Origin of the sequence: Alteromonas pelagimontana (genome assembly GCF_002499975.2) — a bacterium.
In the GTDB taxonomy this organism is placed as follows: Bacteria; Pseudomonadota; Gammaproteobacteria; order Enterobacterales; family Alteromonadaceae; genus Alteromonas; species Alteromonas pelagimontana.
Genome location: NZ_CP052766.1, coordinates 3,116,395 through 3,140,505 on the forward strand (window position 1 = coordinate 3,116,395; position 24,111 = coordinate 3,140,505).

At 45.1% G+C, this 24,111-nt stretch carries 25 protein-coding genes; 11 read left to right on the forward strand and 14 right to left on the reverse strand.

All coding sequences use genetic code 11. The features are described from left to right. Positions 1-129: 129 nt before the first annotated feature. Complete coding sequence (gene recA, locus CA267_RS13640; RefSeq protein ID WP_075610702.1) at positions 130-1,173, forward strand: recombinase RecA; 1,044 nt, start codon at positions 130-132, stop codon at positions 1,171-1,173. 620 nt (positions 1,174-1,793) lie between these two features. Here recA and CA267_RS13645 read toward each other — a convergent pair. Then, positions 1,794-2,105 carry an EscU/YscU/HrcU family type III secretion system export apparatus switch protein gene (locus CA267_RS13645; RefSeq protein WP_075610701.1) on the reverse strand — a complete coding sequence of 104 codons (312 nt, stop codon included), beginning with the start codon at positions 2,103-2,105 and terminating at the stop codon, positions 1,794-1,796. Continuing rightward, a complete protein-coding gene (locus CA267_RS13650; protein WP_075610700.1) occupies positions 2,102-4,111 on the reverse strand; it encodes a flagellar hook-length control protein FliK in 2,010 nt (669 codons plus the stop codon). The genes CA267_RS13645 and CA267_RS13650 overlap by 4 nt, the downstream gene beginning before the upstream one ends. Before the next feature lie 183 nt (positions 4,112-4,294). Here CA267_RS13650 and ccmA point away from each other — a divergent pair, with 183 nt between their 5' ends. The 10 genes from ccmA to CA267_RS13700 are packed head-to-tail and all read left to right on the forward strand — an operon-like array spanning position 4,295 to position 12,215. After that, on the forward strand, positions 4,295-4,915 hold the full coding sequence (gene ccmA, locus CA267_RS13655) for a cytochrome c biogenesis heme-transporting ATPase CcmA (protein WP_075610699.1): 621 nt from the start codon (positions 4,295-4,297) through the stop codon (positions 4,913-4,915). Then, the gene (ccmB, locus tag CA267_RS13660; protein WP_075610698.1) at positions 4,912-5,580 is read left to right on the forward strand and encodes a heme exporter protein CcmB; all 669 of its coding nucleotides are present in this window, start codon (positions 4,912-4,914) and stop codon (positions 5,578-5,580) included. Before ccmA ends, ccmB begins: the two co-directional genes overlap by 4 nt. Further along, positions 5,580-6,338: a heme ABC transporter permease gene (locus CA267_RS13665; protein WP_075610697.1), complete on the forward strand. Its 759-nt coding sequence runs from the start codon at positions 5,580-5,582 to the stop codon at positions 6,336-6,338. Before ccmB ends, CA267_RS13665 begins: the two co-directional genes overlap by 1 nt. Next, positions 6,328-6,561 carry a heme exporter protein CcmD gene (ccmD, locus tag CA267_RS13670; protein WP_075610696.1) on the forward strand — a complete coding sequence of 78 codons (234 nt, stop codon included), beginning with the start codon at positions 6,328-6,330 and terminating at the stop codon, positions 6,559-6,561. The genes CA267_RS13665 and ccmD overlap by 11 nt, the downstream gene beginning before the upstream one ends. A gap of 12 nt (positions 6,562-6,573) precedes the next feature. Next, complete coding sequence (gene ccmE / locus CA267_RS13675; RefSeq protein WP_075610695.1) at positions 6,574-7,038, forward strand: cytochrome c maturation protein CcmE; 465 nt, start codon at positions 6,574-6,576, stop codon at positions 7,036-7,038. Positions 7,039-7,041: 3 nt separating this feature from the next. After that, entirely contained in the window at positions 7,042-9,045 is a 2,004-nt protein-coding gene (locus tag CA267_RS13680; protein WP_075610694.1) for a heme lyase CcmF/NrfE family subunit, read from the forward strand. Next, positions 9,042-9,671 carry a redoxin family protein gene (locus CA267_RS13685; protein ID WP_075610693.1) on the forward strand — a complete coding sequence of 210 codons (630 nt, stop codon included), beginning with the start codon at positions 9,042-9,044 and terminating at the stop codon, positions 9,669-9,671. The genes CA267_RS13680 and CA267_RS13685 overlap by 4 nt, the downstream gene beginning before the upstream one ends. Further along, positions 9,671-10,117, forward strand: a complete 447-nt coding sequence (locus CA267_RS13690; RefSeq protein ID WP_075610692.1) for a cytochrome c-type biogenesis protein — start codon at positions 9,671-9,673, stop codon at positions 10,115-10,117. Before CA267_RS13685 ends, CA267_RS13690 begins: the two co-directional genes overlap by 1 nt. Beyond that, complete coding sequence (gene ccmI, locus CA267_RS13695) at positions 10,117-11,370, forward strand: c-type cytochrome biogenesis protein CcmI (RefSeq protein ID WP_075610691.1); 1,254 nt, start codon at positions 10,117-10,119, stop codon at positions 11,368-11,370. The genes CA267_RS13690 and ccmI overlap by 1 nt, the downstream gene beginning before the upstream one ends. Further along, the gene (locus tag CA267_RS13700) at positions 11,367-12,215 is read left to right on the forward strand and encodes an MlaA family lipoprotein (RefSeq protein ID WP_408609395.1); all 849 of its coding nucleotides are present in this window, start codon (positions 11,367-11,369) and stop codon (positions 12,213-12,215) included. Before ccmI ends, CA267_RS13700 begins: the two co-directional genes overlap by 4 nt. A gap of 426 nt (positions 12,216-12,641) precedes the next feature. On the opposite strand, the gene galE is transcribed toward CA267_RS13700, so the two are convergent. The 12 genes from galE to CA267_RS13760 all read right to left on the reverse strand — a co-directional run bounded on the left by galE (position 12,642) and on the right by CA267_RS13760 (position 24,043). Beyond that, positions 12,642-13,661 (reverse strand): UDP-glucose 4-epimerase GalE, encoded by a 1,020-nt coding sequence (gene galE / locus CA267_RS13705; protein ID WP_075610690.1) that lies wholly within the window; start codon positions 13,659-13,661, stop codon positions 12,642-12,644. Positions 13,662-13,663: 2 nt separating this feature from the next. Then, on the reverse strand, positions 13,664-13,960 hold the full coding sequence (locus CA267_RS13710; RefSeq protein ID WP_075610825.1) for a DUF6170 family protein: 297 nt from the start codon (positions 13,958-13,960) through the stop codon (positions 13,664-13,666). A gap of 106 nt (positions 13,961-14,066) precedes the next feature. Beyond that, a complete protein-coding gene (locus tag CA267_RS13715; protein WP_075610689.1) occupies positions 14,067-15,584 on the reverse strand; it encodes a peptide MFS transporter in 1,518 nt (505 codons plus the stop codon). Between the two features lie 227 nt (positions 15,585-15,811). Further along, positions 15,812-16,921: a dTDP-glucose 4,6-dehydratase gene (gene rfbB / locus CA267_RS13720; protein ID WP_408609396.1), complete on the reverse strand. Its 1,110-nt coding sequence runs from the start codon at positions 16,919-16,921 to the stop codon at positions 15,812-15,814. Next, positions 16,918-17,778 carry a dTDP-4-dehydrorhamnose reductase gene (gene rfbD / locus CA267_RS13725; RefSeq protein WP_075610688.1) on the reverse strand — a complete coding sequence of 287 codons (861 nt, stop codon included), beginning with the start codon at positions 17,776-17,778 and terminating at the stop codon, positions 16,918-16,920. Before rfbD ends, rfbB begins: the two co-directional genes overlap by 4 nt. 18 nt (positions 17,779-17,796) lie before the next feature. Next, the gene (gene rfbC / locus CA267_RS13730) at positions 17,797-18,345 is read right to left on the reverse strand and encodes a dTDP-4-dehydrorhamnose 3,5-epimerase (protein ID WP_075610687.1); all 549 of its coding nucleotides are present in this window, start codon (positions 18,343-18,345) and stop codon (positions 17,797-17,799) included. Between the two features lie 2 nt (positions 18,346-18,347). Beyond that, complete coding sequence (rfbA, locus tag CA267_RS13735; protein ID WP_075610686.1) at positions 18,348-19,232, reverse strand: glucose-1-phosphate thymidylyltransferase RfbA; 885 nt, start codon at positions 19,230-19,232, stop codon at positions 18,348-18,350. Between the two features lie 9 nt (positions 19,233-19,241). Continuing rightward, positions 19,242-20,354: a capsule biosynthesis protein gene (locus CA267_RS13740; RefSeq protein ID WP_075610685.1), complete on the reverse strand. Its 1,113-nt coding sequence runs from the start codon at positions 20,352-20,354 to the stop codon at positions 19,242-19,244. Positions 20,355-20,385: 31 nt separating this feature from the next. Beyond that, positions 20,386-21,045: an ABC transporter ATP-binding protein gene (locus tag CA267_RS13745; RefSeq protein ID WP_075610684.1), complete on the reverse strand. Its 660-nt coding sequence runs from the start codon at positions 21,043-21,045 to the stop codon at positions 20,386-20,388. Next, positions 21,042-21,821 (reverse strand): ABC transporter permease, encoded by a 780-nt coding sequence (locus CA267_RS13750; protein WP_075610683.1) that lies wholly within the window; start codon positions 21,819-21,821, stop codon positions 21,042-21,044. The genes CA267_RS13745 and CA267_RS13750 overlap by 4 nt, the downstream gene beginning before the upstream one ends. Before the next feature lie 2 nt (positions 21,822-21,823). Next, positions 21,824-23,656: a polysaccharide biosynthesis/export family protein gene (locus tag CA267_RS13755; RefSeq protein ID WP_075610682.1), complete on the reverse strand. Its 1,833-nt coding sequence runs from the start codon at positions 23,654-23,656 to the stop codon at positions 21,824-21,826. A gap of 6 nt (positions 23,657-23,662) precedes the next feature. Continuing rightward, positions 23,663-24,043 carry a hypothetical protein gene (locus tag CA267_RS13760; RefSeq protein WP_075610681.1) on the reverse strand — a complete coding sequence of 127 codons (381 nt, stop codon included), beginning with the start codon at positions 24,041-24,043 and terminating at the stop codon, positions 23,663-23,665. Positions 24,044-24,111: the final 68 nt, after the last annotated feature.

Consider the following 24,111-nt stretch of genomic DNA (forward strand, 5'->3'; position numbering starts at 1 on the left):
CGGTGAAAGGGCAATGTTGAGGGTTTAATTCAGTGCTTTTTATAAGAGAATTTAATTAAACGTTCAACGAAGCCATTTGTTACTTTTATACGAAAACGTATAAATACAGAATTAATTCAGGAATCTATTATGAAACAAGACAATAACAGAGGCGACGCTTTAAACGCTGCGTTATCACAAATTGAAAAGCAGTTCGGTAAAGGTTCAATAATGAAGCTCGGTGAAAACCGGACTATGGACGTTGCTACAATATCTACAGGTTCATTAGGTTTAGATATCGCGCTAGGTGCTGGCGGCTTACCAATGGGGCGAATTGTAGAGATATATGGCCCAGAATCTTCAGGCAAAACGACGCTTACCTTAGAGGTTATTGCTCAAGCACAACGTGAGGGTAAGACCTGTGCATTCGTAGATGCTGAGCATGCCTTGGATCCTATTTATGCTCAGAAACTCGGGGTTGATATTAACGAATTACTAGTTTCTCAGCCAGATACCGGTGAACAAGCATTGGAAATCTGTGACATGCTCACCCGCTCCGGTGCCGTTGACGTAATTGTTGTCGACTCTGTTGCAGCATTGACGCCAAAAGCAGAGATTGAAGGTGATATTGGAGATTCCCATATGGGGTTGGCTGCAAGAATGATGAGCCAAAGCATGCGGAAAATCACCGGTAATCTTAAACGAAGCAATACCATGCTTATTTTCATCAACCAAATTAGGATGAAAATTGGTGTTATGTTCGGCAACCCGGAAACAACGACAGGGGGTAATGCCCTGAAATTCTACGCGTCAGTTCGTTTAGACATTCGTCGGATTGGGGCAATAAAAGAAGGTGATGAGGTTGTTGGCAACGAAACGAGAGTCAAGGTCGTTAAAAACAAGATAGCACCTCCCTTTAAGCAAGCTGAATTCCAAATTATGTATGGTCAGGGGATTAGCAAAGAAGCGGAGCTGGTTGACCTAGGGGTTAAGCACAAGCTAATAGATAAAGCTGGTGCCTGGTATAGCTGCAACGGCGACAGAATTGGTCAGGGTAAAGCTAACGTAGTTAAATATTTACAGGAAAATAAAGAGTTAGCTAAAGAAATTGAATCAAAGCTCAGAGCCGAATTATTGATGGCGAAAGCTGAACCTGAAAAAAAGGATGAAGCACCTTCAGATATAGAAGCTTAGTTAAGAAATTTCTGGGTGAAGGGCGAGCTCGAGAGCGATGAAATTGCTTTCGAGCTTTTTACTCTTAACTGGAATCTCTATTGCGATTCGTTGGATTAACTGCATTAATCGCAACTAATAGGCTTAGCAACTTGCCGACCGGTAAAGAAAAATGAACCTGGCGCCAAGGTGAGATCGCGGATATTTAGAACATAAGCGAATATTTAAGCGATAAGGGATTAACGAAAGGGGTGAGTAAACAACAAGTGAAGGTTTGTTAGCCAGAATTTCTGGAGCCCTGACTTCCAACTGGTTAAGTAGAAAAGGTTTTACGATTTTTCGGATAGGAAATTGTACTTACTTTTTATAGCTGATGAATGTTTCTTCAGTCATGTACTTACTCTGAGCTACGCTATCAAAAAATAGTTATTCATTGTCTAGTTCCTCAAAGCCAGCGACTTTCCGCCGGTATCTTCCGCTTGAGCAGGTACTAATTTAATGTGATGGTCTCCTCCCAGGTTCGGCATCCAAGTGTCATAATGAAATTTACAATCAAACGGGAGAAGACCCCTTACGAATTCGGAATAGACCGCAAATTTGAGAAGCGGCGAACGCGTTTAGCTTCATTTTGAAAACAGGTGTTAAACGAGCTGATCAAATCCCGGCAGCGAATGCTCCCATCCTTTAGGCACCCGACCTTGCAGCACATAGGAGTAGGCGATGAGTTCAGCAATTACATAGTAAAGAGACTCCGGGATTTCCTGACCTACATCTAAGGTGGCAAGTATTTCGCTAAGATAAGGGTCTTCGTGCACCAGAACGCCAGCTTCTTCGGCCGCTTCAATAATAGCTTCGGCGAATTCTCCGTATCCTTTTGCAACAACGGTAGGAACTTTGTCTCCCTGTTCAGAATTGTATTTTAATCCAATGGCACGTCTTATCTTTGATTTCACACCGTAGCCTCAAATAAATGATAGGGTTTTTCGTCAAGAGAGGCGGGAATCTTTCCTCGTTGGAAACTGGAACTTTCTATGTATAACCCTAGCGCTTGCAGACGACGGATGAGATAGGGAAAAGTATCTCCAACTTTGACAAGTAACGACTCTGAAGAGGTGTATAGGTTCAAATCTAATGTGTCGGCGGTAACACGAGATTTCACCAGTAGTTGACCTAAATCTTCTATTTCCAACTTCATAGTGAGGAGCCAGGTTTTTTTGCCGGTGCCAGATTTACTATCCTCCTGAGGGTTATCTTCGCGTCGTATCAGCACCTCAGGCGGCGCTTGTTTTTCACCGGTTACTGGAAGGATGAAGTGAAAATTATCCTGTCCTTGAATACGAGCTTCTGCGTTATTCAGCTTTTGCTGCTGGTGATTGGCCAGTAACGTTTTAATTTGCGTTAATGTTTGGGAGCGACTGTCAAGTTGCGCAAAATCTTGTGCTACGCGAGCTGCTCCCCCGCCCTGAGGCAGACCCGCGGCACGCGCAACCACTGAATCTGGATTGTCCGCTGCTTTGGCAAGACCAGGCTGCTGGCGCACCGCACGGCCAGCCAACGTAACTTGCAATAAGGTTATGAGCCCACTTAAAAATTGCGATGAGGAAGGCGGCGCCATTAAACTTAAACCCGTGACGGGCAAAGCAGGGCTCGCAAATAGACTTTGTAAACCCTGTATTTTTGGTGGTTCTGGCTGAGTTTGGGGTTTGCCATCAGCGGACGAGGCCGACTTTCCTCCCGCCTCTGGCGCGATATCAGTTACCCCAGACGATAATTTATTATAAAGCTGTTGAGCTAAGTTTTTACTATCAGTTGATACAGTTTGGCCAGGATTATTTAGCGCCTGCAACAACTGTGTTAGCGCCGCTTTCGTTGAGCCAGTCTCTGCTAGTAGTTGACGGGAAAGCCGAATAATGCTGTCGTGCACAAGCTTTTTATCTGCTTCTGAAAGCAGGTTATTTACCGGCGGCTCCTTGGCGCTCGCAGCGGTTGGCGGATTGGAGCCGCTTGCTGATAACGCAGTTTTGTCAGTAGGAGTAAAGGACGGTAGCTTTGCCAGTACATCGGCTTTACTACCCAAAGCGCTGGTCAAGGTTGATGGCGTAGCCGGTAGTTGAGAAGACATAGTCTCAGACAACTGAAGTTTTCCTACCCCACCCACCGTTAAACGTTGGATATGCACGGTATCATTAATCAGTCGGGTGAACTGTTGAGTCAGTAAGTTATTCGTCGCACCGGGCAAGTTCAGACCAGGCAAGCTTGTGCCCTGACTGCCTTGCGTTATCAGTCCATGGTTTTTTAACTGATTTTGGATGATAGTATCGACAAACGCTGATTTTGCGGCCAATTGTTGTTGCAGCGACCCTTGAGGCTCTGCATGCGCACCCGCTTTTCTCACGTTGATCTGCCAGCTGCCGTTCGGGTTGGCATTGACTTGAATAGTAACTCTGTCACCTGCTGATATTGCGTGCTGGCTAGCTGTCAGTGGTAAAGTTACAGTGGCATTTTTACCGCCCTCAAGACGAAACGTCAGCGCATGCTGCGAAACTTCTGTGATCCGCGCGTTAACTGTTAAAGTTTGAGGCGGCTGCGCTGTTGCTATCGCCTGGCGTAGTTCCGAGGTTAGCTGTTGTTGTTGTGGCGCCGACAATGTTGCCTGAAGATTTTGCGTGGTAGAGGCAAGCAGTACAGCTTGACCAGGATTACCGGATCCCGCTTTGGCTAAGTAATAACTTGCGCTGCCGTCAATAGCCAGGTTCTGCGGGACTTTTAGTTCAATTGGTGACAGGGCGGTTCCTGCTGATAAACTGGAAAGCTGCAAAATATGTTCAGGAAGCCTCGCCACAGTTACCTTAGCAAGCGTAGCCAGTGAGGTCGCATTTGCAAGTTTGTCGCCCGCGCCGCTACTTACCCCCGTGGCAGAGGCAGTGGGTGGTGCAAAAGTGGGAATTTGCAGTGTCATACCTGAGTTATCGGCTGCTAACAGTACAATTTAAGCAAAAAGCAGAAAAATGTGCTGTCAATTTCTTATTCGTATTGAAGTAAATCATAATTTAGCCAAATAGGCGAATAGTCTGGATGCGAAAAATGCCCGCTGTGTTAGAATGCGCTGAATTTTTTGTTATTCATATATGGGGAATTAGATTTGTCAGGATTGGCCGCCACGGGCTTAACCTGTATCAAGCGTGACCGGGTGTTGTTTGACTCCTTATCTTTTTCATTGCAACCTGGCCAACTGATATATCTGCGCGGACCGAATGGCGCGGGGAAAACCAGTTTACTTCGTATTCTGACGGGGTTAAGCCAGCCAGATGCCGGAGACATTTCCTATTGTGGCAGGCCGCTCAGCTACAAGTTTTTTCACAACCTCATCTATCTTGGCCATAAGCTTGGCCTCAGTATGGCCTTTAATGCGCTGGAAAATCTCTCTTTTTGGTGTGCGCAGCATCAAACTCCTGTTCAAGCCCCGGTGCTTTACGATGTGCTAAATGAACTTGGCCTCGTTGGTCTTGAAGATGTGCCGGTCAAATATCTTTCAGCAGGGCAGCAGCGACGGGTAGCGCTGGCGCGACTGTGGTTAAAGCCTGCCAAATTCTGGATAATGGATGAACCTTTTACAGCGTTAGATACAAAGGGCGTTGCCTTGATTGAAGAAGTCTTTGCCAAGCATATAAACAGTGGGGGAGCTATTTTAACCACCTCTCATCAGGCCTTATCGCCACGCGCGGGAGAGGTGACGCTTTTTGATTTGGAGTACCAACTTTGAGCGGCGTCGTTAAAGGGGTATTCAGCCGTGATTTAGCGCTGGCGTTCCGGCAAAAATCGGAGCTGGTACAGCCGCTTATGTTTTTGTTAATGGTGGTTTCTCTGTTTCCCTTAGGGGTGGGGCCGGGGCCAGAAACGCTCCAACGGATAGGGCCTGGCGTTATCTGGATAGCTGCTATTTTATCCTCTTTGTTGGGAATGGAACGTTTGTTTCGCGATGATTTTCAAGATGGCTCTCTTGAGCAGATTATCTTATCCGGTCAGCCGCTATATCTGGTAGCCGGCGTAAAGGTACTGTGTCACTGGCTGGTGAGTTTTCTGCCGTTGCTGGTGTTGTCACCGCTGTTAGCGTTGTTTTTAAATCTCACGGTAGATATGTACGTGGCGTTATTAGTGACGCTGATATTGGGAACTCCATTACTATCGCTTGTGGGTGCAATTGCCGTTGGGTTAACGGTGGGTTTACAACGGGGTGGTTTACTATTGGCGCTATTGTTAATTCCGATATTTATTCCGTTACTGATTTTTGCCACCTCAGCAGTAGATTCTGCGGCTCTGCAATTACCTTATGGAGCACAAGTTGCTATTATAGGCGCAATGCTGATGCTCGCCATGGCTGTGGCACCATTTGCGATAGCTTATTCTCTTAAAGTGAGTCAAAACTGATGTGGAAGTGGTTACATCCTTACGCAAAAACAGAACGTGCTTATCAGTTGTGCCATACCTTACAACCGTGGTTTTGGGGAATTTCACTGGTCTGTCTGCTGGTCGGAACTGTTTGGGGGCTGGCATTTGTGCCCAGAGATTATCAGCAAGGAGATTCTTTTCGCATTATCTATATTCATGTGCCTAGCGCCATGCTGTCTATGAGCACCTATGTCGCTATGGCAATTGCAGCGTTAGTCGGAATGGTCTGGCAATGGCGTACCGCTTTTATGGCAATGATTGCCATGGCGCCAGTGGGCGCCGCTATGACATTTATTGCTCTGCTCACCGGCGCAGCTTGGGGAAAGCCAATGTGGGGTGCCTGGTGGGTGTGGGATGCGCGATTAACTTCTGAGCTTATTTTATTGTTTCTTTATTTTGGAATTATCGCTCTTTACAGCGCGTTTGAAGATAAGCAACAGGCTGGTAAAGCGGCAGGCGTGATGGCGTTAGTTGGAGTGGTTAATATCCCAATCATTCATTATTCCGTCGAGTGGTGGAACACGCTGCATCAGGGCGCGACGATAACGAAACTGGATAAGCCCTCTATTGCTCCGGAAATGCTTTGGCCGCTTTTAATCAATCTGGCGGGGTTTGCCATGTTTATTGCCGCGGTGACACTAATGCGTATGAAAAATGAAATTATACGTCGGGAAATGCAGCGTCCCTGGGTTCAGAAGATGGCGCAACAACACGCGGGGAAACGCCATGCACTTTGACAGCTGGCAAGCCTTTTGGCAAATGGGCGGCTACGCATTGTATGTATGGCTATCTTTCGGCGTGACCATAATAGTCATGGCGAGCATCACTATTGCCAGTGCACGGGAGCACCGGCAGTTATTGCATAAAGTACTCAAGGAACAAGCAAGAAGGGCCAGGATTCGCAAAGCCCGCGAAATAACCCATTCCTCACCGCCGAGTGAAAAGCGACAGTTTGATTAGAGTGGTAAACACATGAACCCTAGAAGAAAGCAGCGATTGGCAGTAGTGGCTTCCATCGGTATTCTGGTTATTGGCGCCATCAGTCTGATGCTTTACGCATTGACTGACAGCATAGATTTATTTTACACGCCCTCAGAAATTATTGAAGGGAAACAGGGGCAACGTCCAGAAGTCGGCCAGCGCTTGCGCATAGGCGGCATGGTTGTGCCGGGGACAGTCAGTCGCAATAGCGAGTCTCTCGCTGTCAGTTTTGATCTGGTGGATGTCGGCCCTAAAGTGACCGTTCGTTATAGCGGGATTCTGCCCGATTTGTTTCGTGAAGGGCAGGGTATTGTAGCCACAGGTGTGTTAATTAATGACACCACTATTGAAGCGCAGGAAGTGTTGGCTAAACACGATGAAGAATATATGCCCCCAGAATTAGCGGAAAAAATGAAAGGGATTAAGCACGTTAAACCTGAAGATGCGAGTTATTAGGCCGTGATACCAGAATTAGGTAATGTTTCCCTTACATTGGCTTTAGTAACAGCCATTTTGTTAGCAATTTATCCGTTGTGGGGCACATTTAAAAACAACAATGCTTTAATGTCCACAGCAAAGCCGCTGGCTTTTGGCCTGTTTGTTTTTACTCTGCTTGCGTTTCTGTGTCTGGTATATGCTTTTGTCACCGACGACTTTAGCGTCGCGTATGTCGCCCAGCATTCCAACAGTCAGCTACCCGTTTATTATAAAGTGACTGCCGTGTGGGGCGGCCATGAAGGATCGTTTCTGCTGTGGGTATTGATGCTCTCTGTCTGGACGTTAGCCGTAGCAATTTTTAGCGGCGGTATTCCGCAAGCGATGGTGGCAAGAGTGCTATCTGTCTTGGGTGTGATAGGTATCGGTTTTTATCTGTTTATGCTGTTAACCTCCAACCCTTTCAACAGCATGTTGCCGTTCTTTCCTGTCGATGGGCAGGATCTCAACCCCTTGTTGCAGGACTTCGGCATGATTATTCATCCGCCGATGCTATACATGGGATATGTGGGTTTTTCCGTTTCTTTTGCTTTCGCTATTTCCGCATTAATCTCTGGCCAACTAGATTCCACCTGGGCTCGATGGTCGCGGCCTTGGGTTATTGCGGCCTGGTGTTTTCTAACGGTGGGAATCGCTTTGGGGAGCTGGTGGGCCTATTACGAATTGGGCTGGGGCGGATGGTGGTTCTGGGATCCGGTGGAAAATGCCTCATTTATGCCGTGGCTGGTCGGCACCGCACTAATGCATTCTTTGGCGGTGACAGAAAAACGCAAGGTGTTTAAGTCCTGGACAGTGCTACTAGCTATTACTGCGTTTTCGTTGAGTTTGCTCGGCACCTTTTTAGTGCGCTCAGGAGTAATAGTTTCTGTGCATTCGTTTGCCAGTGATCCCACGCGGGGGTTATTTATACTAGGTATTTTAGTGGTCTTGTCGGGTTCTGGTTTATTATTATATGCGCTGCGGGCTTCGCAACTTAAAAGCCCTGGCCGCTACCAGCTTTTCTCTCGCGAAGTGCTGCTCATGGGGAACAATATCTTCTTATGCGCAGCGGCGATAGTGGTTATTCTCGGTACGCTTTTGCCTCTTGTTCATAAAGAATTGGGGCTGGGGTCGATTTCAATTGGCGCACCGTTTTTCAACCAGATGTTTACCATACTTATAGTGCCATTTGTACTGTGTCTGGGTTTAGGGCCGCTCACACGATGGAAACACCAACCGCCCGCGGCGTTGATGAAGCAGGTTTTAATTGCTTTGGGGTTAAGTGTTAGTGCGGCGGTATTGGTCAATTTTACGTATGACACGCCTACTTTTATGGCAGTGTTAGGCTTGGTCCTGGCGTTCTGGATCCTCATCACGTCAATTCAAGAAGTGTTACAACGGGTTAATGCGCTTCCTTCTACAACACCATTAATGAACCGACTAAGGCAGTTAACATTGAGTCACTGGGGGATGGTGTTGGGTCATCTCGGCTTTGCTGTGACATTGATTGGTATCACGTTGGTAGCAAATTACGAGCTGGAGCGTGATGTGCGGGTGGCGCAAGGTGAAACCGTGTCGCTTGGCCAGTATGACTTTAAGTTTATGAGAGTTGAGCAAAAACAAGGGCCGAATTTCACCTCATCGGTGGGTATTTTTGATGTATACCATAACGGCGAAAAACTGGTGCATCTTGAACCGGAAAAGCGGATCTATACCGTGCAGAGGATGCCGATGACAGAGGCCGGAATATATTCTACGCTTATGCGCGACCTTTTTATTGCTATGGGCGAACCGCTGGAAAATGGTGCGTGGGCAATTAGGATTTATATAAAACCCTTTGTAACCTGGATCTGGGGGGGCGCAGTAATAATGGCGTTGGGCGGAATTTGTTCTATTTGCGACAAACGTTACCGCATGGCAAAAGTCGCTAAGGCGAAAGCGGTTCTGCAAAAAAGAAAGCTCAATGTTGAAGCGGAGCAAAACGTATGAAAAAGCCACTTCCCATGATCTTGCCACTGTTGTTGTTCTTACTGTTAGTTATTTTCTTATTCCAAGGGTTGTTCAATGATCCTAGGGCATTGGATTCGCAAGTGAAAGGGAAGCCTCTACCCAGTTTCTCTTTACCCGACTTAATGCATCCAGAGCAAATTTACTCTCCAGAATCATTGAAAGGTGATGTCACTATCGTGAATGTATGGGGGGTATGGTGTGTAACTTGCGCAGTAGAACTGCCTTACCTGACCCATTTAAGCGAGCAAGAGGGAGTCCGAATTGTAGGCCTGTACTTCGACCAGGATTTGGACCCGGACTTTGGCACTAAGACGCTTTCACGAGTGCAGCAGGAAGTGACGGAGATGTTGAGCCGTTATGGTAATCCTTACGCTTTTAATATCTTTGATGTGTACCGTGATACATCGTTAGATCTGGGTGTAACCGGTGCACCAGAGCATTTTGTGATTGATAAAGATGGTATTGTTCGCATGCACCATATCGGCGATATCAATGAGCGGGTGTGGGAAAACAAAGTAGGACCTTTGTACCGGAAACTGAAGCAGGAACTTGCTAATTCCCAAACATTTCAAGAATCTCAGATATCTCAAAGCGGAGGAGAATAATGAATAAGATTGTTGTTTTCTGCTTAATGTTTGGAAGTCTGGCATTTTCTTCGCTGGCGTCCCAAGACAATTTTTCCTTTGATGATCCCGCCGAACGAGCGCTTTTTTTGCGTCTTACTAACGAATTGCGTTGCCCAATGTGTCAAAACCAGAATATTGCTGATTCCGATGCGATGATTGCGCATGACATGCGACGTAAGGTGTATTCCCTGCTTAAGCAAGGAAAATCAGAGCAAGAAGTCATCGATTACATGAAAGCCAGATATGGCGATTTCGTCTATTATAACCCGCCTGTTACTTTTGCAACGGTGTGGCTTTGGTTACTACCCGTGCTGTTTGCAGTGGGAGCGGGACTCGTTATTATTCGCCGCAGAAAACCAGCGCTACCTGAAGATATGGCTGTGAAACTTGAAAAGGCCAACAAGATGCTGGAGCAAGATAAGTAATGTCGTGGACATCATTTTACCTGATTGTGGCAGGGTTACTTGCATTTACAATGTTGCTTGTATGTTGGCCATGGTTGCGCCGTCGCAATAGTATGGTTCAGGATTCATTGACGAATGTGCAAATCGTTAAGCAGCGGCTGGAAGAGCTGGAGCGGGAAGCTTCAGAGGGCGTTATATCTGAACACGATCGGCGCCAGGCAAGCGACGAACTAAAGCTCGCACTGGTTGATGAGACATCATTGCAAAAAGAAGGCTCACGTACTGGCGTCTTACCTTTATCTGTTGGGGCGATAGCTGCGCTTTTAGTCGGAATAATAGTCTATTTTAATGTGAATCAGTTGGATAAAGTTGCGCGGGTTCAACATGCTATTGATGCTTTGCCCCGATTATCAGAACAGCTTGCAGCGGGTAAGAGTGAGCAGTTCAACACCGAGGATGTGAGAGACTTGGCTTTGGCCATCCGCCAGCGCCTCCGCGGTTCACCGGAAGATGCTCGTGGGTGGATGTTTTTGGGGCGGTTGTGGATGTCGCTTGGTCAGGATGTGCAGGCTATCGAGGCCATTGAGCGCGCGCTTGCCATTGATCCTCAAAGTACGGCTACGAGGATAAGTTATGCACAGGCACTGATGGTGACAGGGGAAGCAGCCAAATTTCAACGTGCTCAAGAAGTGTTGCAAGGGTTACTATCTGAAAATCCTGAAAATGACAATTTAGCATTGATGATGGCAGTGGTGTCAGCTCAACTTGGTGATGCAGATACCACTCGCCAATACTATGAACAAATAAAAAATAAACTGCCTGAAAATAACGACATGCTGACGCAATTAGCCGGTCGTCTGGCGGAGTTAGAGAATCAGATTCAGGATGTACCACAGGGAAGCGAACTTGATACAACAGCTACCCCGGGATTTACTATCGAGGTGTCGATAGCCGAAGAGTTAAAAAGTAAGTTACCTGAACAAGGCTTCTTAATCGTGTTTGCACAGGATGCGAACAGCGATAACCGCATGCCGGCAGCAGTGGTAAAAATGCCGTTACAAAATTTTCCTGTAAAAGTAACGCTAACCACGGATAATGCCATGTTACCCAGCTATTCTTTAGCTCAACTTGAACAAGCTCGGCTGGTTGCTCGCATTTCTACTGATGCAGACGTTGCTCCTTCTCCCGGTGATCTGGAAGGGGAGCTCAACGCAAAGGTGGTCGCGGGACAAACTTCAAGCCATACCATAATCATCAGCAAGGAACGGAAGTGATAGCAATCAAAAAAGCCATGCTCGTCGGCCTGATTCTGGCCTCTGGCGCCATAACAGGATGCGCCAGCACCTCTTCTGAAGAACAAGCACAAGCTGTTCAACAGCAGGATGCTGGAGATCCGCGGGATCCCTTAGAGCCAGTCAACCGGGTAGTATGGGATTTTAACTGGGAAGTGTTAGATGCCTATGTATTACGCCCGGTTACAGTGGGTTATGTAACAGTGGTGCCCCAGTTTGCCCGTACCGGATTACTCAATGCTGCAGAGAATCTGGAAGAGCCAGGTAACTTTTTTAATAATTTGTTGCAGGGAAAGTTTGATCAGGGGATGGACAGCCTTGCGCGCTTTCTTATCAACTCTACAGTAGGGTTGTTGGGGACCATTGATGTTGCTGACAAAATGGGAATAACGGTTAAAGAAGAGGATTTCGGCGAAGTTCTCGGCGTTTGGGGGATTGGCACCGGGCCCTATCTTATGGTGCCGGCAGCTGGGCCAAGTGATCCTCGCAGTTTTACCGGACGAGTCGTAGACAATATGTATTATCCGCTTACTATTCTTAACAGCAACTTTACGCTGGCACGTTGGGTTGTGTCTGCATTAGAAGGGCGGGCAGCGCTTATTGATCAGGAGAAGCAACTTGAGCAATCTGTAGATGACTATGCCTTTGTTAAAAACGCTTATTTTCAGAATCTTGAATACAAAGTCACTGATGGCAAAAGCGGTGATAAAGCGATAGAGGAAGATCAGCTAGATGATTTTGCTGAATTTGAATCAATGCTTGGCGAAATGGATGCTCCAGAACCAGTAGAAGAAGAGCAGTTAGAAGAAGCGGAAAAGGAAAATTAAAATTTCTTGGGGCGGGCGTAAAATTTACTATTAGTGTTACGCCCAACTCCTGGTCATGTAATTCTGGCTATTGGTTCCGTGGTGGATAACCACCAGAATGAATGGCTGGATAGCGGGAAAACAGCTAGCAGTAGCCAAAAGCCGCTTCTACAAAGCGTGGTTAGCAATTCATGCTTCATAACGCCATGTTGAAATTTAACGCGGCAGTCTTTCATGGTTCAAAGGGCGTGATGACCCAGGGCAACCGCATGAGTGAGCGAAAAACCATCAGCTGTGAAAATATATAAAAGTTTGTTATCCGAAACGCAATAAAATCATCCCTGATGGCTCTGCTGGAGCATCCATGCTCCAGAAGTTCGGCTAAGAAACTTCACTTTTCGTTTAATAAATATTGACTCGCCCTGCGTGACGTCCCTTCCTGATCAATTATTTTGAGTATCCAGAAGGATTTTTTGATTGCCAGTGCCATACATCCTGACACATATCCTCAAGACTTTTCTCGGCGTGCCAGTTTAATTCCGTTGCCGCTAATGTTGGATCAGCGTAACAGGCGGCAATGTCGCCACTGCGTCTGGGGGCAATGCGGTAGTTAATGGATTTGCCCGAGGCGGCTTCAAAGGCATGAATCATTTCAAGAACTGAGTACCCTTGGCCGGTTCCCAGATTATAAATATCTAAGCCGCTATTTAGAGCAAGACGATCCAACGCCTTTAAATGACCGCTAGCAAGATCCACCACATGAATATAGTCTCTTACGCCGGTACCATCTTTGGTATTATAGTCGTCTCCGAACACGCTCAATTGTTCAAGCTTGCCCGTAGCGACCTGGGAAATATAAGGCATCAAGTTGTTAGGAATACCGTTTGGATCTTCACCAATTTGCCCCGATTCGTGAGCGCCCACCGGGTTGAAGTAGCGCAGCACAACGATATTCCAATTGTTATCTGATTGGTATAGATCGGTAAGTACGTGCTCGACCATAAGCTTAGACATTCCATAAGGATTGGTAGGATGTCCAGTGGCCATTTTCTCATGCAGGGGCAAAGAGACAGGATCGCCGTATACGGTAGCTGAGGAACTGAATACGATATTCTTAACATTATGACGGCTCATCGCTTTACAGAGCGAAAGCGTGCCATACACGTTATTTTCGTAATATTCGAGAGGCTTCGCCACTGATTCACCAACGGCTTTTAATCCTGCGAAATGAATAACAGCATCAATGTTGTTCTCGCTGAAAATCTCAGTAAGAACAGCATCGTCTCGAATGTCTCCTTGTACAAAAGTGACGGTTTTATCAGTAAGAGCCTCTACACGACGTAAAGATTCTGCGCTGGAGTTAACCAGATTATCCAGCACAACTACCTTGTAACCTTGCTCCAGTAATTGCAGGGTAGTGTGGCTGCCGATATAGCCGGCTCCGCCTGTTACCAGAATCGTTTTCATTCTCACTCCTTGGATGCTTGTTGAGGCAAATATTTTGCACTTATAGAATATTGAATTGGCTTAACAACGCTGGGATAAAGTAAAAATACGGCGCCAGCCCAAATTAAGGATGACCAGTCTGTTGCTGTTCTTAATATCAGCGCAAAGACGGGGACTATAATTAAAAGCTTAAGAACGTTAAGAAAGGTCTTCTCAGGTGCAGTCATTTTTCTTGCTGCAGCTTCCAAGCGCTGCATTCGTTCTGAAAGCGGCAGCCCCTGCAGTTGTGGAATATGTCGGGTAGTAAAAAATAGCGCCATAAAGTCTCTGATAAAAGCAAGCCGCTGCACGGGAAAACGTTTACAGCGGCTTATTGTAGGCTAATGTGGGGCGGGAATAAAGCCGCTTTGCATTTAGCGTTTTTTCCTAACGGGAGACAGGAAGATCTTCATCCTTGTGCTCTTTGTCCGCCAGTTCTTCCCACTTCTTAGTTAGACGGGAAAGCACAAGCACCACGATACCAACACCGCCTGCAAATACCACGATATTCAAAAACAGCTCGCTCACTTCGGATTCTTCGCCTCCAAACGCACCGGCCAACACGCCAGCAATCACGTTGCCGATAGAATAGGTGAGAACAAAAAGCCCCATCATTTGTCCGGCGAAGCGCTTCGGAGAAAGTTTACTGACTGCGCTAAGTGCAACGGGACTTAAGCAAAGTTCGCCCACTGTATGCAGGAAGTACGTCGCGACTAGCCAGTAAGGCGCGACTTTTAGTCCACTGGCCGCCAACTGAGCAGCAAAAAACATGACAATAAAGCCGCTGGCCATAATGAGAATTCCTAACGCGCATTTTAGTCCGTAGGAAGGGTCCATCATGCGCTGCCCAAGCTTTATCCACAATACAGCGAAAAATGGTGATAGCGTGATAATAAAGATGGAATTGAGAGACTGAAACCAGGCGGTGGGAATTTCGAAATCGCCGATCATTCTTTGGGTATTTTCAAAGGCAAACACGTTTAAAGAAGAACCTGCTTGCTCAAATCCCGCCCAGAAACAGGCGGATACAATACATATCAGCAGTAGGGCAATTAAACGCTTCTTCTCATCACCCGTCAGATTCCCCATAAAATAGATACTGGCGTAGTAAAGACAGAAAATAGCGGTAAAAATATATGCAACATAGGTGGCAACAGCCACAACATCAATAACCAGAATGCCTAGAGAAGTTAGTGCAGTAACAATGACAAGCGCGATCAGAAAAGCAATAACGGCTAACCAACTGCGCTGCACTCCGGCTTTTGACATTTCAACGGTAGGAGCACTGGAGATTCCGTGAAGCTTAGGTTGTGTTATTTTGTATTGGATTAAACCGATTGCCATTCCGATAGCTGCTAATCCGAATGCGAGATGGTAATCGTAGTTGGCAGCAAGATAGCCACAACCGATATTACCAATTATCGATCCAAGGTTTATCCCCATATAATAGATGGTGTAGCCACTATCTCTGCGCGCGTCTTTTTCACCATACAACTGCCCAACCATTGCGCTGATGTTTGGCTTCAACAGCCCGGTGCCAAGTACAACCAGAATTAAGCCGATAAAAAAAGTGTTGTTAGAAGGAATAGCTAGAACGATGTGCCCCAGCATGATGATGATACCGCCATACCAAACAGCTCTTTGACCACCTAGGAGTCGGTCAGCAATCCAGCCGCCGGATAGTCCCATAAAATAGACAGCACCGGTATAAAGACCATAAATAGCGTAAGCATTGTCTTTTGAGAAACCAAGGCCTTGTTCCTCAATGCTTATCATCATAAAAATGACGAGAAGCGCCCGCATACCGTAGTAGCTCATGCGCTCCCACATTTCAGTAAAAAATAGGGTTTGTAAGCCGCCTGGATGGCCGAAAAAACTTGTATCGTTAGAGATTTTTGTTGTCACAATAGAGTTCCGTATAGGTTTTATTATATGTCTTTTGCGAAGCGGGTAGCTATGTCGTTATTAGCCTCTTCTGTTTATAAGATCCGCAAAAGCTAGAACGTTATACTAAAGGATCCGAATATATACAAGCAAAGCGGCGGAGGAAAGTGGAGAAGTGATGAGAGGCCTGGCAATAACGGTGGTTTACGCCAACACACCGAGGGTGTACTCCCGGTGTGTTATGCTTTTTATAGCTGATTTTTTAACAAAGGTGCCCACCAGCTTTCATTATCGAGATACCAGTTTAATGTCTTACTGATGCCTGAGTTAAACGATTCGAAAGGAGTGTAACCGAGTTCACTCTGGCTTTTCGTTGCATCGATAGCATAACGTCTGTCGTGGCCAGGACGATCAGTAACGTAGGTGATAAGGTCTGCACTACAGCCATTTGCAGCATGCGTGGCTTGAGCAAAGCGCGAGGCCAGCTCAGGATTTTGCGCGAACTGCTCATCCATAAGTTTGCATACCAGCTTGACGATATCAATATTAGCCCATTCGTTGTGCCCACCGATATTATAGTTTTCACCGATAGCACCTTGCAGCAGGACTTTTTCTATTCCTCGTGCATGGTCTTCTACATATAACCAGTCGCGAATTTGTTGACCATCACCGTATACCGGTAATGCCTTATTATAAAGAATATTGGTAATAACTAGCGGAATAAGCTTTTCAGGGAAGTGAAAAGGACCATAGTTATTTGAGCAGTTACTCGTGGTCACTTCCAAGCCATAAGTGTGGTGATACGCTCTAACGAGATGGTCGGATGCCGCTTTACTAGCCGAATACGGCGAGTTTGGTGCATAGGCCGTAGTTTCGGAAAAGGCGGGATCGTCCTTCTCCAGCGTCCCATAAACTTCATCAGTCGATACGTGGTGAAAGCGATGGGGCTTTGGCGTGCCTTTTTCAGCAATAGCATCGTCTAGCCACACCTGCTTGGCAGCTTTTAACAACGAATAGGTACCCAAAATATTCGTTTCGATGAAAGCATCGGGCCCTGTAATCGAACGATCTACATGGGATTCCGCGGCAAAGTGAACCAGAGTATCAATTTCGTGTTCTTTGAATAGATTAACTATTAATTCACTATTGCAAATGTCGCCGTGGACAAAAGTAAAATTAGCATTGTCTTCTACCATCGCCAGGCTTTCGCGATTGCCTGCGTAAGTAAGTGCATCCAGCACAACCACCTTATCATCGGGATGATTGGCTAACCAATAGTGGACGAAGTTTGCTCCAATAAATCCGGCGCCGCCGGTAACGAGTAATGATTTTTTCATATTATTGTAGGCGTTTGTCATTTAACTAAATCCGTCATCATTTTTTCCAACTGGTTTTCCCAATGATCTTGTGGCAACTCAGCAAATACCTTTGTAAGGCTCTGTTTATCCAATACGCTATATGCAGGCCGGGCAGCCGGAGTGGGGAAATCGGCAGTAGTTATGGGTTGTATAGGGATAGCTGTATTTAAAAGCCCTTGTTTGACGCCAATACGTTGAATAGCTACGGCAAAATCATACCAGCTCGCTACACCAAGGTCTGTCCAATGATGAATTCCTGAAACTTTACGTTCCGCTGCAAAAATACATGCTGCAGCCAAGCCTTTCGCCCAGGTTGGTGAACCAATTTGATCAGCGACCACACGTAACTGCGGTTTTTCAGCCATTAAACGCAACATGGTGTGTACAAAATTATTTCCGAAAACAGAGTACACCCAGGCAGTGCGAATAATGCAATATGAAAGTGCTTCGATGTGCTCAAGCGCTTCTTCGCCCGCCGCTTTACTCGCGCCGTATACCCCTAAGGGCTGACGTGGGGCTTCTGTTGATATTGGAGAGGAGTGCGTGCCGTTAAAAACATAATCTGTAGAAACCTGTACTAAGTGTATGTTTCTGGATGCGCAGTATTCACCGAGATTTTTAACCGCCGTGCTGTTTAGAGCGTACGCTGCCTCTTTTTCATACTCGGCTTTATCAACTGCTGTATAGGCAGATGCATTAATGATAGCGGCAGGTTTGTGGCTATCAAGTGCCGTTGCAATAGCGCCGTGAGACATTAAGTCGATATCGTGGCGACCGAGCGCTCGCTTCTCAAATGAAGATAGGCTCTCTTGTAGTTCGCTCGCAAGTTGACCACTTTTTCCTATAATAGTTATCATATTTTTCTCGAAAGAGCGTTACAAAAAGAAAGGAGCGTCTGCAAAGGCATAACCTTCCTGATCTTTTGCTGAAAGTGAAGGAGCAATTCCATTTACTAGAGGCCATGCGATATTTACCGAGGGATCATTCCATGCTAGAGAGACTTCGGATGCGGGATGATAGTAGTCTGTACATTTATAGCTGAACTCAGCAAATTCAGAAATAACATAGAACCCGTGTGCGAACCCTTCAGGTACCCACAACATGTGCTTATTCTCAGCCGTTAAATGTACGCCTACCCACTTTCCATAAGTCTGAGAAGACTTGCGCATGTCCACAGCAACGTCAAAAACTTCACCTTCGGTAACCGATACTAATTTTCCCTGAGTCTGTTCAAGCTGATAATGCAGTCCTCGCAGGATTCCCTGTTTCGAACGGCTACGATTATCCTGAACAAATTGTACGTCAGCACAGTGTTTACGAAACCAGTTGTCGCGGAAGCTTTCCATAAAGTAGCCGCGTTCATCACCGAAAACTTTTGGCTCTACAATTTTTACATCATTTATTGCAGTTTTAATTATTTGCATAATTAAAAAATATTTTCGTTCAGAATTTGTATTAAATATTTACCATAACCGCTTTTTACCAGCGGTTTAGCCAGGGCTTTAAGTTGCTCTTTATTGATGTACCCAGAGCGATAAGCTATTTCTTCTGGACAGCACACTTTGAGTCCTTGTCTTTTTTCTATAGCAGCAATGAAGTTTGCCGCATCAAGAAGACTATCTATAGTACCGGTATCCAACCAGGCGGAACCACGGCCCATTACCTCGACATCAAGCAGGCCTCGTTTTAGAAATACGTTATTTACGTCTGTAATTTCTAACTCCCCGCGAGAGGAGGGCTTTATGCTTTTTGCAATACTTACGACTTCAGGAGGATAAAAGTACAAGCCGGTAACCGCATAATGGGATTTGGGTTGAGCAGGCTTTTCTTCAATACTGGTAGCTTTACCGTTTTCATCGAAGTCGACGACACCGTAACGTTCGGGATCCTGAACATGATAGCCAAAAATTGTCGCTCGGTCTGGTTTGTCAGCTGCAGCTTTTAAAGACTTAACCATATCATGGCCATAGTAAATATTGTCGCCAAGAATAAGTGTGCTGGGGCGTCCGGCAATAAATTCTTCGCCCAGAATAAAAGCCTGGGCCAATCCATCAGGAGAAGGTTGAACGATATACTGTAAATTTATCCCTAAATGACTACCGTCATTAAGCAGTTCTTGAAACCGCCCTTGCTCTTCAGGCGTAGTAATAATGAGAATGTCACGGATCCCAGCTAACATAAGCGTAGACAGCGGGTAATAGATCATCGGTTTGTCGTAAACCGGCATCAACTGTTTGCTTACTACTTTGGTTAAAGGGTGTAAACGGGTTCCTGAACCTCCAGCGAGGACAATGCCAACACGGTCATCCATCATTCGTACTTATAACTCTTTTATTGTAGCTACAATAATTCTTATTGTGCCGTATAAAACAAATAAAATAACAGCGAAGAGCGTTAAATTATAAACAATTCTGGGATATTTATTTTCTTCTGGAAAGGTGGGCTTTTCTATCGTTACAAGATGTTGTAGTTGCTGATATGCTTCAACCCTTGCGCTTTCCAAAGTAATAAGTGAAGAAGAATATGCCTGGATGGCCAGTTGAAGTTGCACTTGTAAATTACTGTACTGAGCCATGAGCTCGCTGACAGAAATTTGCGAATCTAAGTCATCAGGACCACTGATCTTCTTTTTTTGTTCATTTATTTGCTTTTGAAGAGCTTTTATCTGGCGCTTAGCATTTTGTACCTCTGGAGCAATATCCGACATCATAGTAGTAAGCGTATTTAGTTCTGCTTGTTTCTGCGCTAGTGTGGCTTGTAGAGAAAAACCTATTTGTTGAAATGCAGCGCCTTCAGCGGTGGGATCTAAAACATTATGCTTAGATTGAAATTCAAGAATTTGCGTTTTGGATTTTTGAAGTTTATTTTCTACAATATCATGCTCACCTTGAGCAAAACGTAGTTTAGATTTTGCCAGATTATTGCTAATTTCATTGATGAACGACTCTGCGTGACGAACAATAGCTTTATTAATATTATTAGCTATTTCAGGCGTAAAACCTCTAGTGGTTAAAGTAATAATAGAAGATGCAGAATCTACACTTACTTCAATATGGTTAAGATAATAATCCATTAGCTCTTCTTCACTAAATGCGTGGGTTAAGCGGCTAAAAATATCCGCTTTTTCAGAACGATAGTGTTCACTTAAGTTCAGTTCACGATCTAAATAGTGGAGCATGTCAGAAGAGAGTATGAACGCTTCTACAAGTTGACTGTCAGTGGCACTTGTGGCAACAGATACTGTCGATAACAGCATTGACGGATCAAAAGAACTTCCCCCATCGGTAGATTTAATTATCAACTTGCTCTGACTTTCATATTGCGGTGAAGCAATAAATACCAAATAAAGTGCATAAACTACCCATGGAAAAATTACCAGAATAAGAGAATTCTTTTTTACTGTCTTTATGTATTTCTGAAACTGTTCTTGCACTATTTTTATACCTAATACGAGTTAATCGGCTTTATTTTTTACCTTCTTCGGTATAAGCCGAAATGCCTTCTTCTAAATCTTCATAAAACTTTAGCTTGCCTTTTTGAATTAAGACCGCAGAGGTACAATACTCGCGTATTTGATCCAGTTCATGGCTCACCATTACCACCCCAGAAGTTTTTGCTTTCTCTTTCAATGTGACTTTCGCCTTTTTACGAAACCCTGGGTCACCTACTGATGTAGCTTCATCAATTAAATAAATATCAAAATCTATATTCATACAGCAAGCAAATACGAGCTTCGCTCTCATACCCGAAGAGTAGTTCCTAACCGGTAAGTCAAATTGTTTTCCGATTTCGGCAAATTCCTGTACAGCATTTTCATATTGAGTTAAAGATCGCACATTATTAATGCGACCGATAAATCTTGCATTTTCTCTGCCTGACATATGTGGATGAATCCCAGTTTGCAAGGCTACCGGCCACGACATCGTTTTATTAGAAATAATAGAACCGCGATCAGGATATTCGCTTTTAGCGAGCATGCGGAATAAAGTTGATTTACCCGTTCCGTTCTTACCTAAAATGGCAACGTTATTTTCCGTGGGAAACGTAAAATTCAAGTTCTTGAATACATATTGAGGGCCGAGGCGGCTTGGATAGCTTTTGGTTAAATTGGATATTTTAATCATCGCGCCAGTAACTTTTTCCAAGAAATATGATATACGGCTAAACTAAAAAACACTGTGATTAATGTACATTCCGTAGCAAACTGCAGACTCACCCCTTTATCACCATAAGAAGGGAAACAGGCATATCTTGCCAGTTCAATAAAATGTACCAACGGGTTCCACGTCAGCCAAGGCCAGTATTCTTCGGGAATATCTTGAAGACTGAAAAAGGTACACGAAATAAAAAAGAGAGGCCGTGTTAACATAGAACGTAGCTTGTTCACTTCCGGAACAAACGATGCCGCTATGCCAAAAAGTAAGCTTAAGGAAATTGAGAATGCCCACAGGCTTAAAAAAAGGTATATCAGAAGTAAAGGATCGTCAATTACAAAAGTGCTGTCCGTTAAGTATAGTGCAAGGGACAGTAAGAGAATAACGCCGCATTTGATAATAAACTCTAAGAAACCAGAAGTTATCACCGATGATAGTGGCTGTACCTGCCTAAATGCGTAAAGAGGCTTATTCTTTTTTATTGAACCAGAGACATTACTTAGTGAACTCATAAAAGATTGAATGCCAACCAAACCTATCATCATAAAGGCAAACAGCGGAATGCTGTGCACTATCTTGCCGCTAATAAACCCTCGAACAAATGACATTACAAAAATAAAGAGAAAGGGTTCAAAAAAAGCCCAGCTCAGGCCAAGCTTATCATTAAATTTGCTTTGTAATTCCCGTAGATAGAGGGCGAAAATCACCTTTTTCCACGCAGAAAGATGCTCTCTGAAAGAAATCACACTTACTCCAGCGCAACGTTGGCCGCAACAGCGATTTGATAGATAATTTGCGTGATATCTTTTATTGCCTGTAAGGACTTAACGTCGATTGCAGGAAGAACGACGATTTGATCGCCGGCTTCAAGTGTTAAATCTTTTTTGCCCGCAGACCAAAAGCTTCCATCAACGCTGTCGAACGCTACATTTCCATTTTTGCGGATGATTAATATGCGTTCATCGTCCGCTCTCTGCGTGAATCCACCTGCCCAAGCGATGTAATCTTCAGTGGTTGCATCAGGGTTAAAAACGACAGACTGGGGTAACAACACTTCACCACCGATATGAATAAGATCCGTCACTTCTGGAATAACGATGGTGTCGCCAGACTCTAATAGAATATTAGCAATGTCTCCATTCTCAGACACAATGACTTTTCCCAGAGGTTCAATTTCACGAGCGCGCGCAATAAAGTCTGAAACCAGTTGCGCTTCTTGTACGCGTATAGCGCCTTCTCCCGTCGAACCTATCGGTGCAGTCAGCACACTTCGCTCAAGACGCTGCAATCCTTCTTCAATAATCTCCTTTTGCTTAACTGCTACACTTTTTCTAAGCAAATAAACATTCTGGGCGTCAGATAAGGAAGGATCAATTTCAACGAAGTTAAGCACATCTTGTAAACGCGTGCCTTTATCTACCATAATTTGTGACGCACTGGTATGGCTGCCAGCGACATTTATTCGATAGATTTGCTCTTCATGATCGTCAACAAATTCAACGAGATCTCCACCTTGAAGAGGAAAATTAGTGAAATCGTTTAATGCGAAATAGCGAGCAAATTGCCCGTTTTCTCTTACGCCAGCTACTGAAACGTGACTGATAAAATCATTAGGTCGCGCGTATTCTGTTAGTGTCTCACCTAATAACTCGTCGCTTTTAAATTCGAATGTAAAGCTGTTTCTGGCGCCATTTTCTACTACCACGGTTTGGCCAATGGGTCTTACCAAAATAGTATCGCCATCTTTAAACGCGACTTCGGGTAAATAGCCATCTTTAATAAAACGGTATAAATCTGCAGATGCTATAATTTTCCCGTTCCGGCGTATATCAATCTGTCTGAAACTGCCGCGAAGAAAATCAATACCGCCAGCTCTTTTCAAATAATAAAGTACGCTATCAGACGCTTGTCCCGCATACTGACCTGGACGCAATACGGGTCCGGAAATAAACACAGAAACTGGCGTAGAGGTTAGTAAGTTAACGTAGACGTTTGTATCGTTGGTATAGACCTGTTTAATGGTTGACGTAACAGTCTGGTTTACCGATCCGGCCGGGGAGTTAGCAAGATGAACCGGACCGATATTCGGAATAAAAATGTTTCCTTGATTATCAACAGTAACAACATCTGAATAGTTAACTGCGCCCCACATCCAAATAGAAATTTTATCTCCAGGAGCGATAAGATAGTTATCATTTAATCCGTTTGTACGTTCTGATTCGAACCCTCCAATGAAAAGGTTGGCAGCAAAAGGAGGGTTAACTATAGGCTCCTGGGCAGGATAAACCGTATCTATGGTAGGTTCGCCAGGTAATGGAAGGCCAGCGCGAGGCTGCGAAGAATATTGTCCAACTGACGGTTGACTGGCGTTTGCGCTTTGAATAGTACGAGATGCAGAAGAGCCTAGCGACATTGGTGACACATTGGCCGCAGCAGCAGAACTTGTTCCGCCTTGTTGCTGCACTTGCTGGCGAAGTTGCTCGATTTGTTCGGCGGATTGTGCATAAACATCACGCATTATCACGGCAGATAATAAAGTACCTGCTACCAATAGCATGCGTGCTAAAGAAAAACCTTTCATTACCTGTTATCCTGCTTCTGTTAGGATCTTCGCGGATTGCACTAAAGGGCTGAGTAACAACCAGCGCCCATCCATTTTACACATTGACCGCTTTACATTTGCAACTGATGCAGATGAGTCGACCAACAACAGTTTCCGGCATTCCTGTCCACGAGCGGACCAGTATTTTTTGCCCACTTGATAACTGTGGTTATCTACTTCGATAAGTTGATCGGTCGGGTAGATTCCCGCTGGAATGAAGATTGCATCATCAAAAACAGCGGCCTGCGTGAGGTTGGCATGAACCAAGGGAATGTCTGCCTCTACACTTGTCGGTTGTGAAGCGCACCCCGACAAGAAAACGGAGAGGCCAATCACGCTTAAAAAGATTCGCCGTTTGCTTACCATTCTAATATGACGTCCTTAGAGCAAATTGGCGCATAGCATACCATAAAGTTTAAAAATTACAGTTCCTA

Excerpts from the sequence above, each read along its gene's own strand:
- recA (WP_075610702.1), top strand. The coding sequence starts at position 130 with ATGAAACAAGACAATAACAGAGGCGACGCTTTAAACGCTGCGTTATCA.
- CA267_RS13650 (WP_075610700.1), bottom strand. The coding sequence starts at position 4,111 with ATGACACTGCAAATTCCCACTTTTGCACCACCCACTGCCTCTGCCACG.
- CA267_RS13665 (WP_075610697.1), top strand. The coding sequence starts at position 5,580 with ATGTGGAAGTGGTTACATCCTTACGCAAAAACAGAACGTGCTTATCAG.
- ccmD (WP_075610696.1), top strand. The coding sequence starts at position 6,328 with ATGCACTTTGACAGCTGGCAAGCCTTTTGGCAAATGGGCGGCTACGCA.
- ccmE (WP_075610695.1), top strand. The coding sequence starts at position 6,574 with ATGAACCCTAGAAGAAAGCAGCGATTGGCAGTAGTGGCTTCCATCGGT.
- CA267_RS13685 (WP_075610693.1), top strand. The coding sequence starts at position 9,042 with ATGAAAAAGCCACTTCCCATGATCTTGCCACTGTTGTTGTTCTTACTG.
- CA267_RS13690 (WP_075610692.1), top strand. The coding sequence starts at position 9,671 with ATGAATAAGATTGTTGTTTTCTGCTTAATGTTTGGAAGTCTGGCATTT.
- ccmI (WP_075610691.1), top strand. The coding sequence starts at position 10,117 with ATGTCGTGGACATCATTTTACCTGATTGTGGCAGGGTTACTTGCATTT.
- galE (WP_075610690.1), bottom strand. The coding sequence starts at position 13,661 with ATGAAAACGATTCTGGTAACAGGCGGAGCCGGCTATATCGGCAGCCAC.
- CA267_RS13710 (WP_075610825.1), bottom strand. The coding sequence starts at position 13,960 with ATGGCGCTATTTTTTACTACCCGACATATTCCACAACTGCAGGGGCTG.
- rfbB (WP_408609396.1), bottom strand. The coding sequence starts at position 16,921 with ATGACAAACGCCTACAATAATATGAAAAAATCATTACTCGTTACCGGC.
- rfbD (WP_075610688.1), bottom strand. The coding sequence starts at position 17,778 with ATGATAACTATTATAGGAAAAAGTGGTCAACTTGCGAGCGAACTACAA.
- rfbC (WP_075610687.1), bottom strand. The coding sequence starts at position 18,345 with ATGCAAATAATTAAAACTGCAATAAATGATGTAAAAATTGTAGAGCCA.
- rfbA (WP_075610686.1), bottom strand. The coding sequence starts at position 19,232 with ATGGATGACCGTGTTGGCATTGTCCTCGCTGGAGGTTCAGGAACCCGT.
- CA267_RS13745 (WP_075610684.1), bottom strand. The coding sequence starts at position 21,045 with ATGATTAAAATATCCAATTTAACCAAAAGCTATCCAAGCCGCCTCGGC.
- CA267_RS13755 (WP_075610682.1), bottom strand. The coding sequence starts at position 23,656 with ATGAAAGGTTTTTCTTTAGCACGCATGCTATTGGTAGCAGGTACTTTA.
- CA267_RS13760 (WP_075610681.1), bottom strand. The coding sequence starts at position 24,043 with ATGGTAAGCAAACGGCGAATCTTTTTAAGCGTGATTGGCCTCTCCGTT.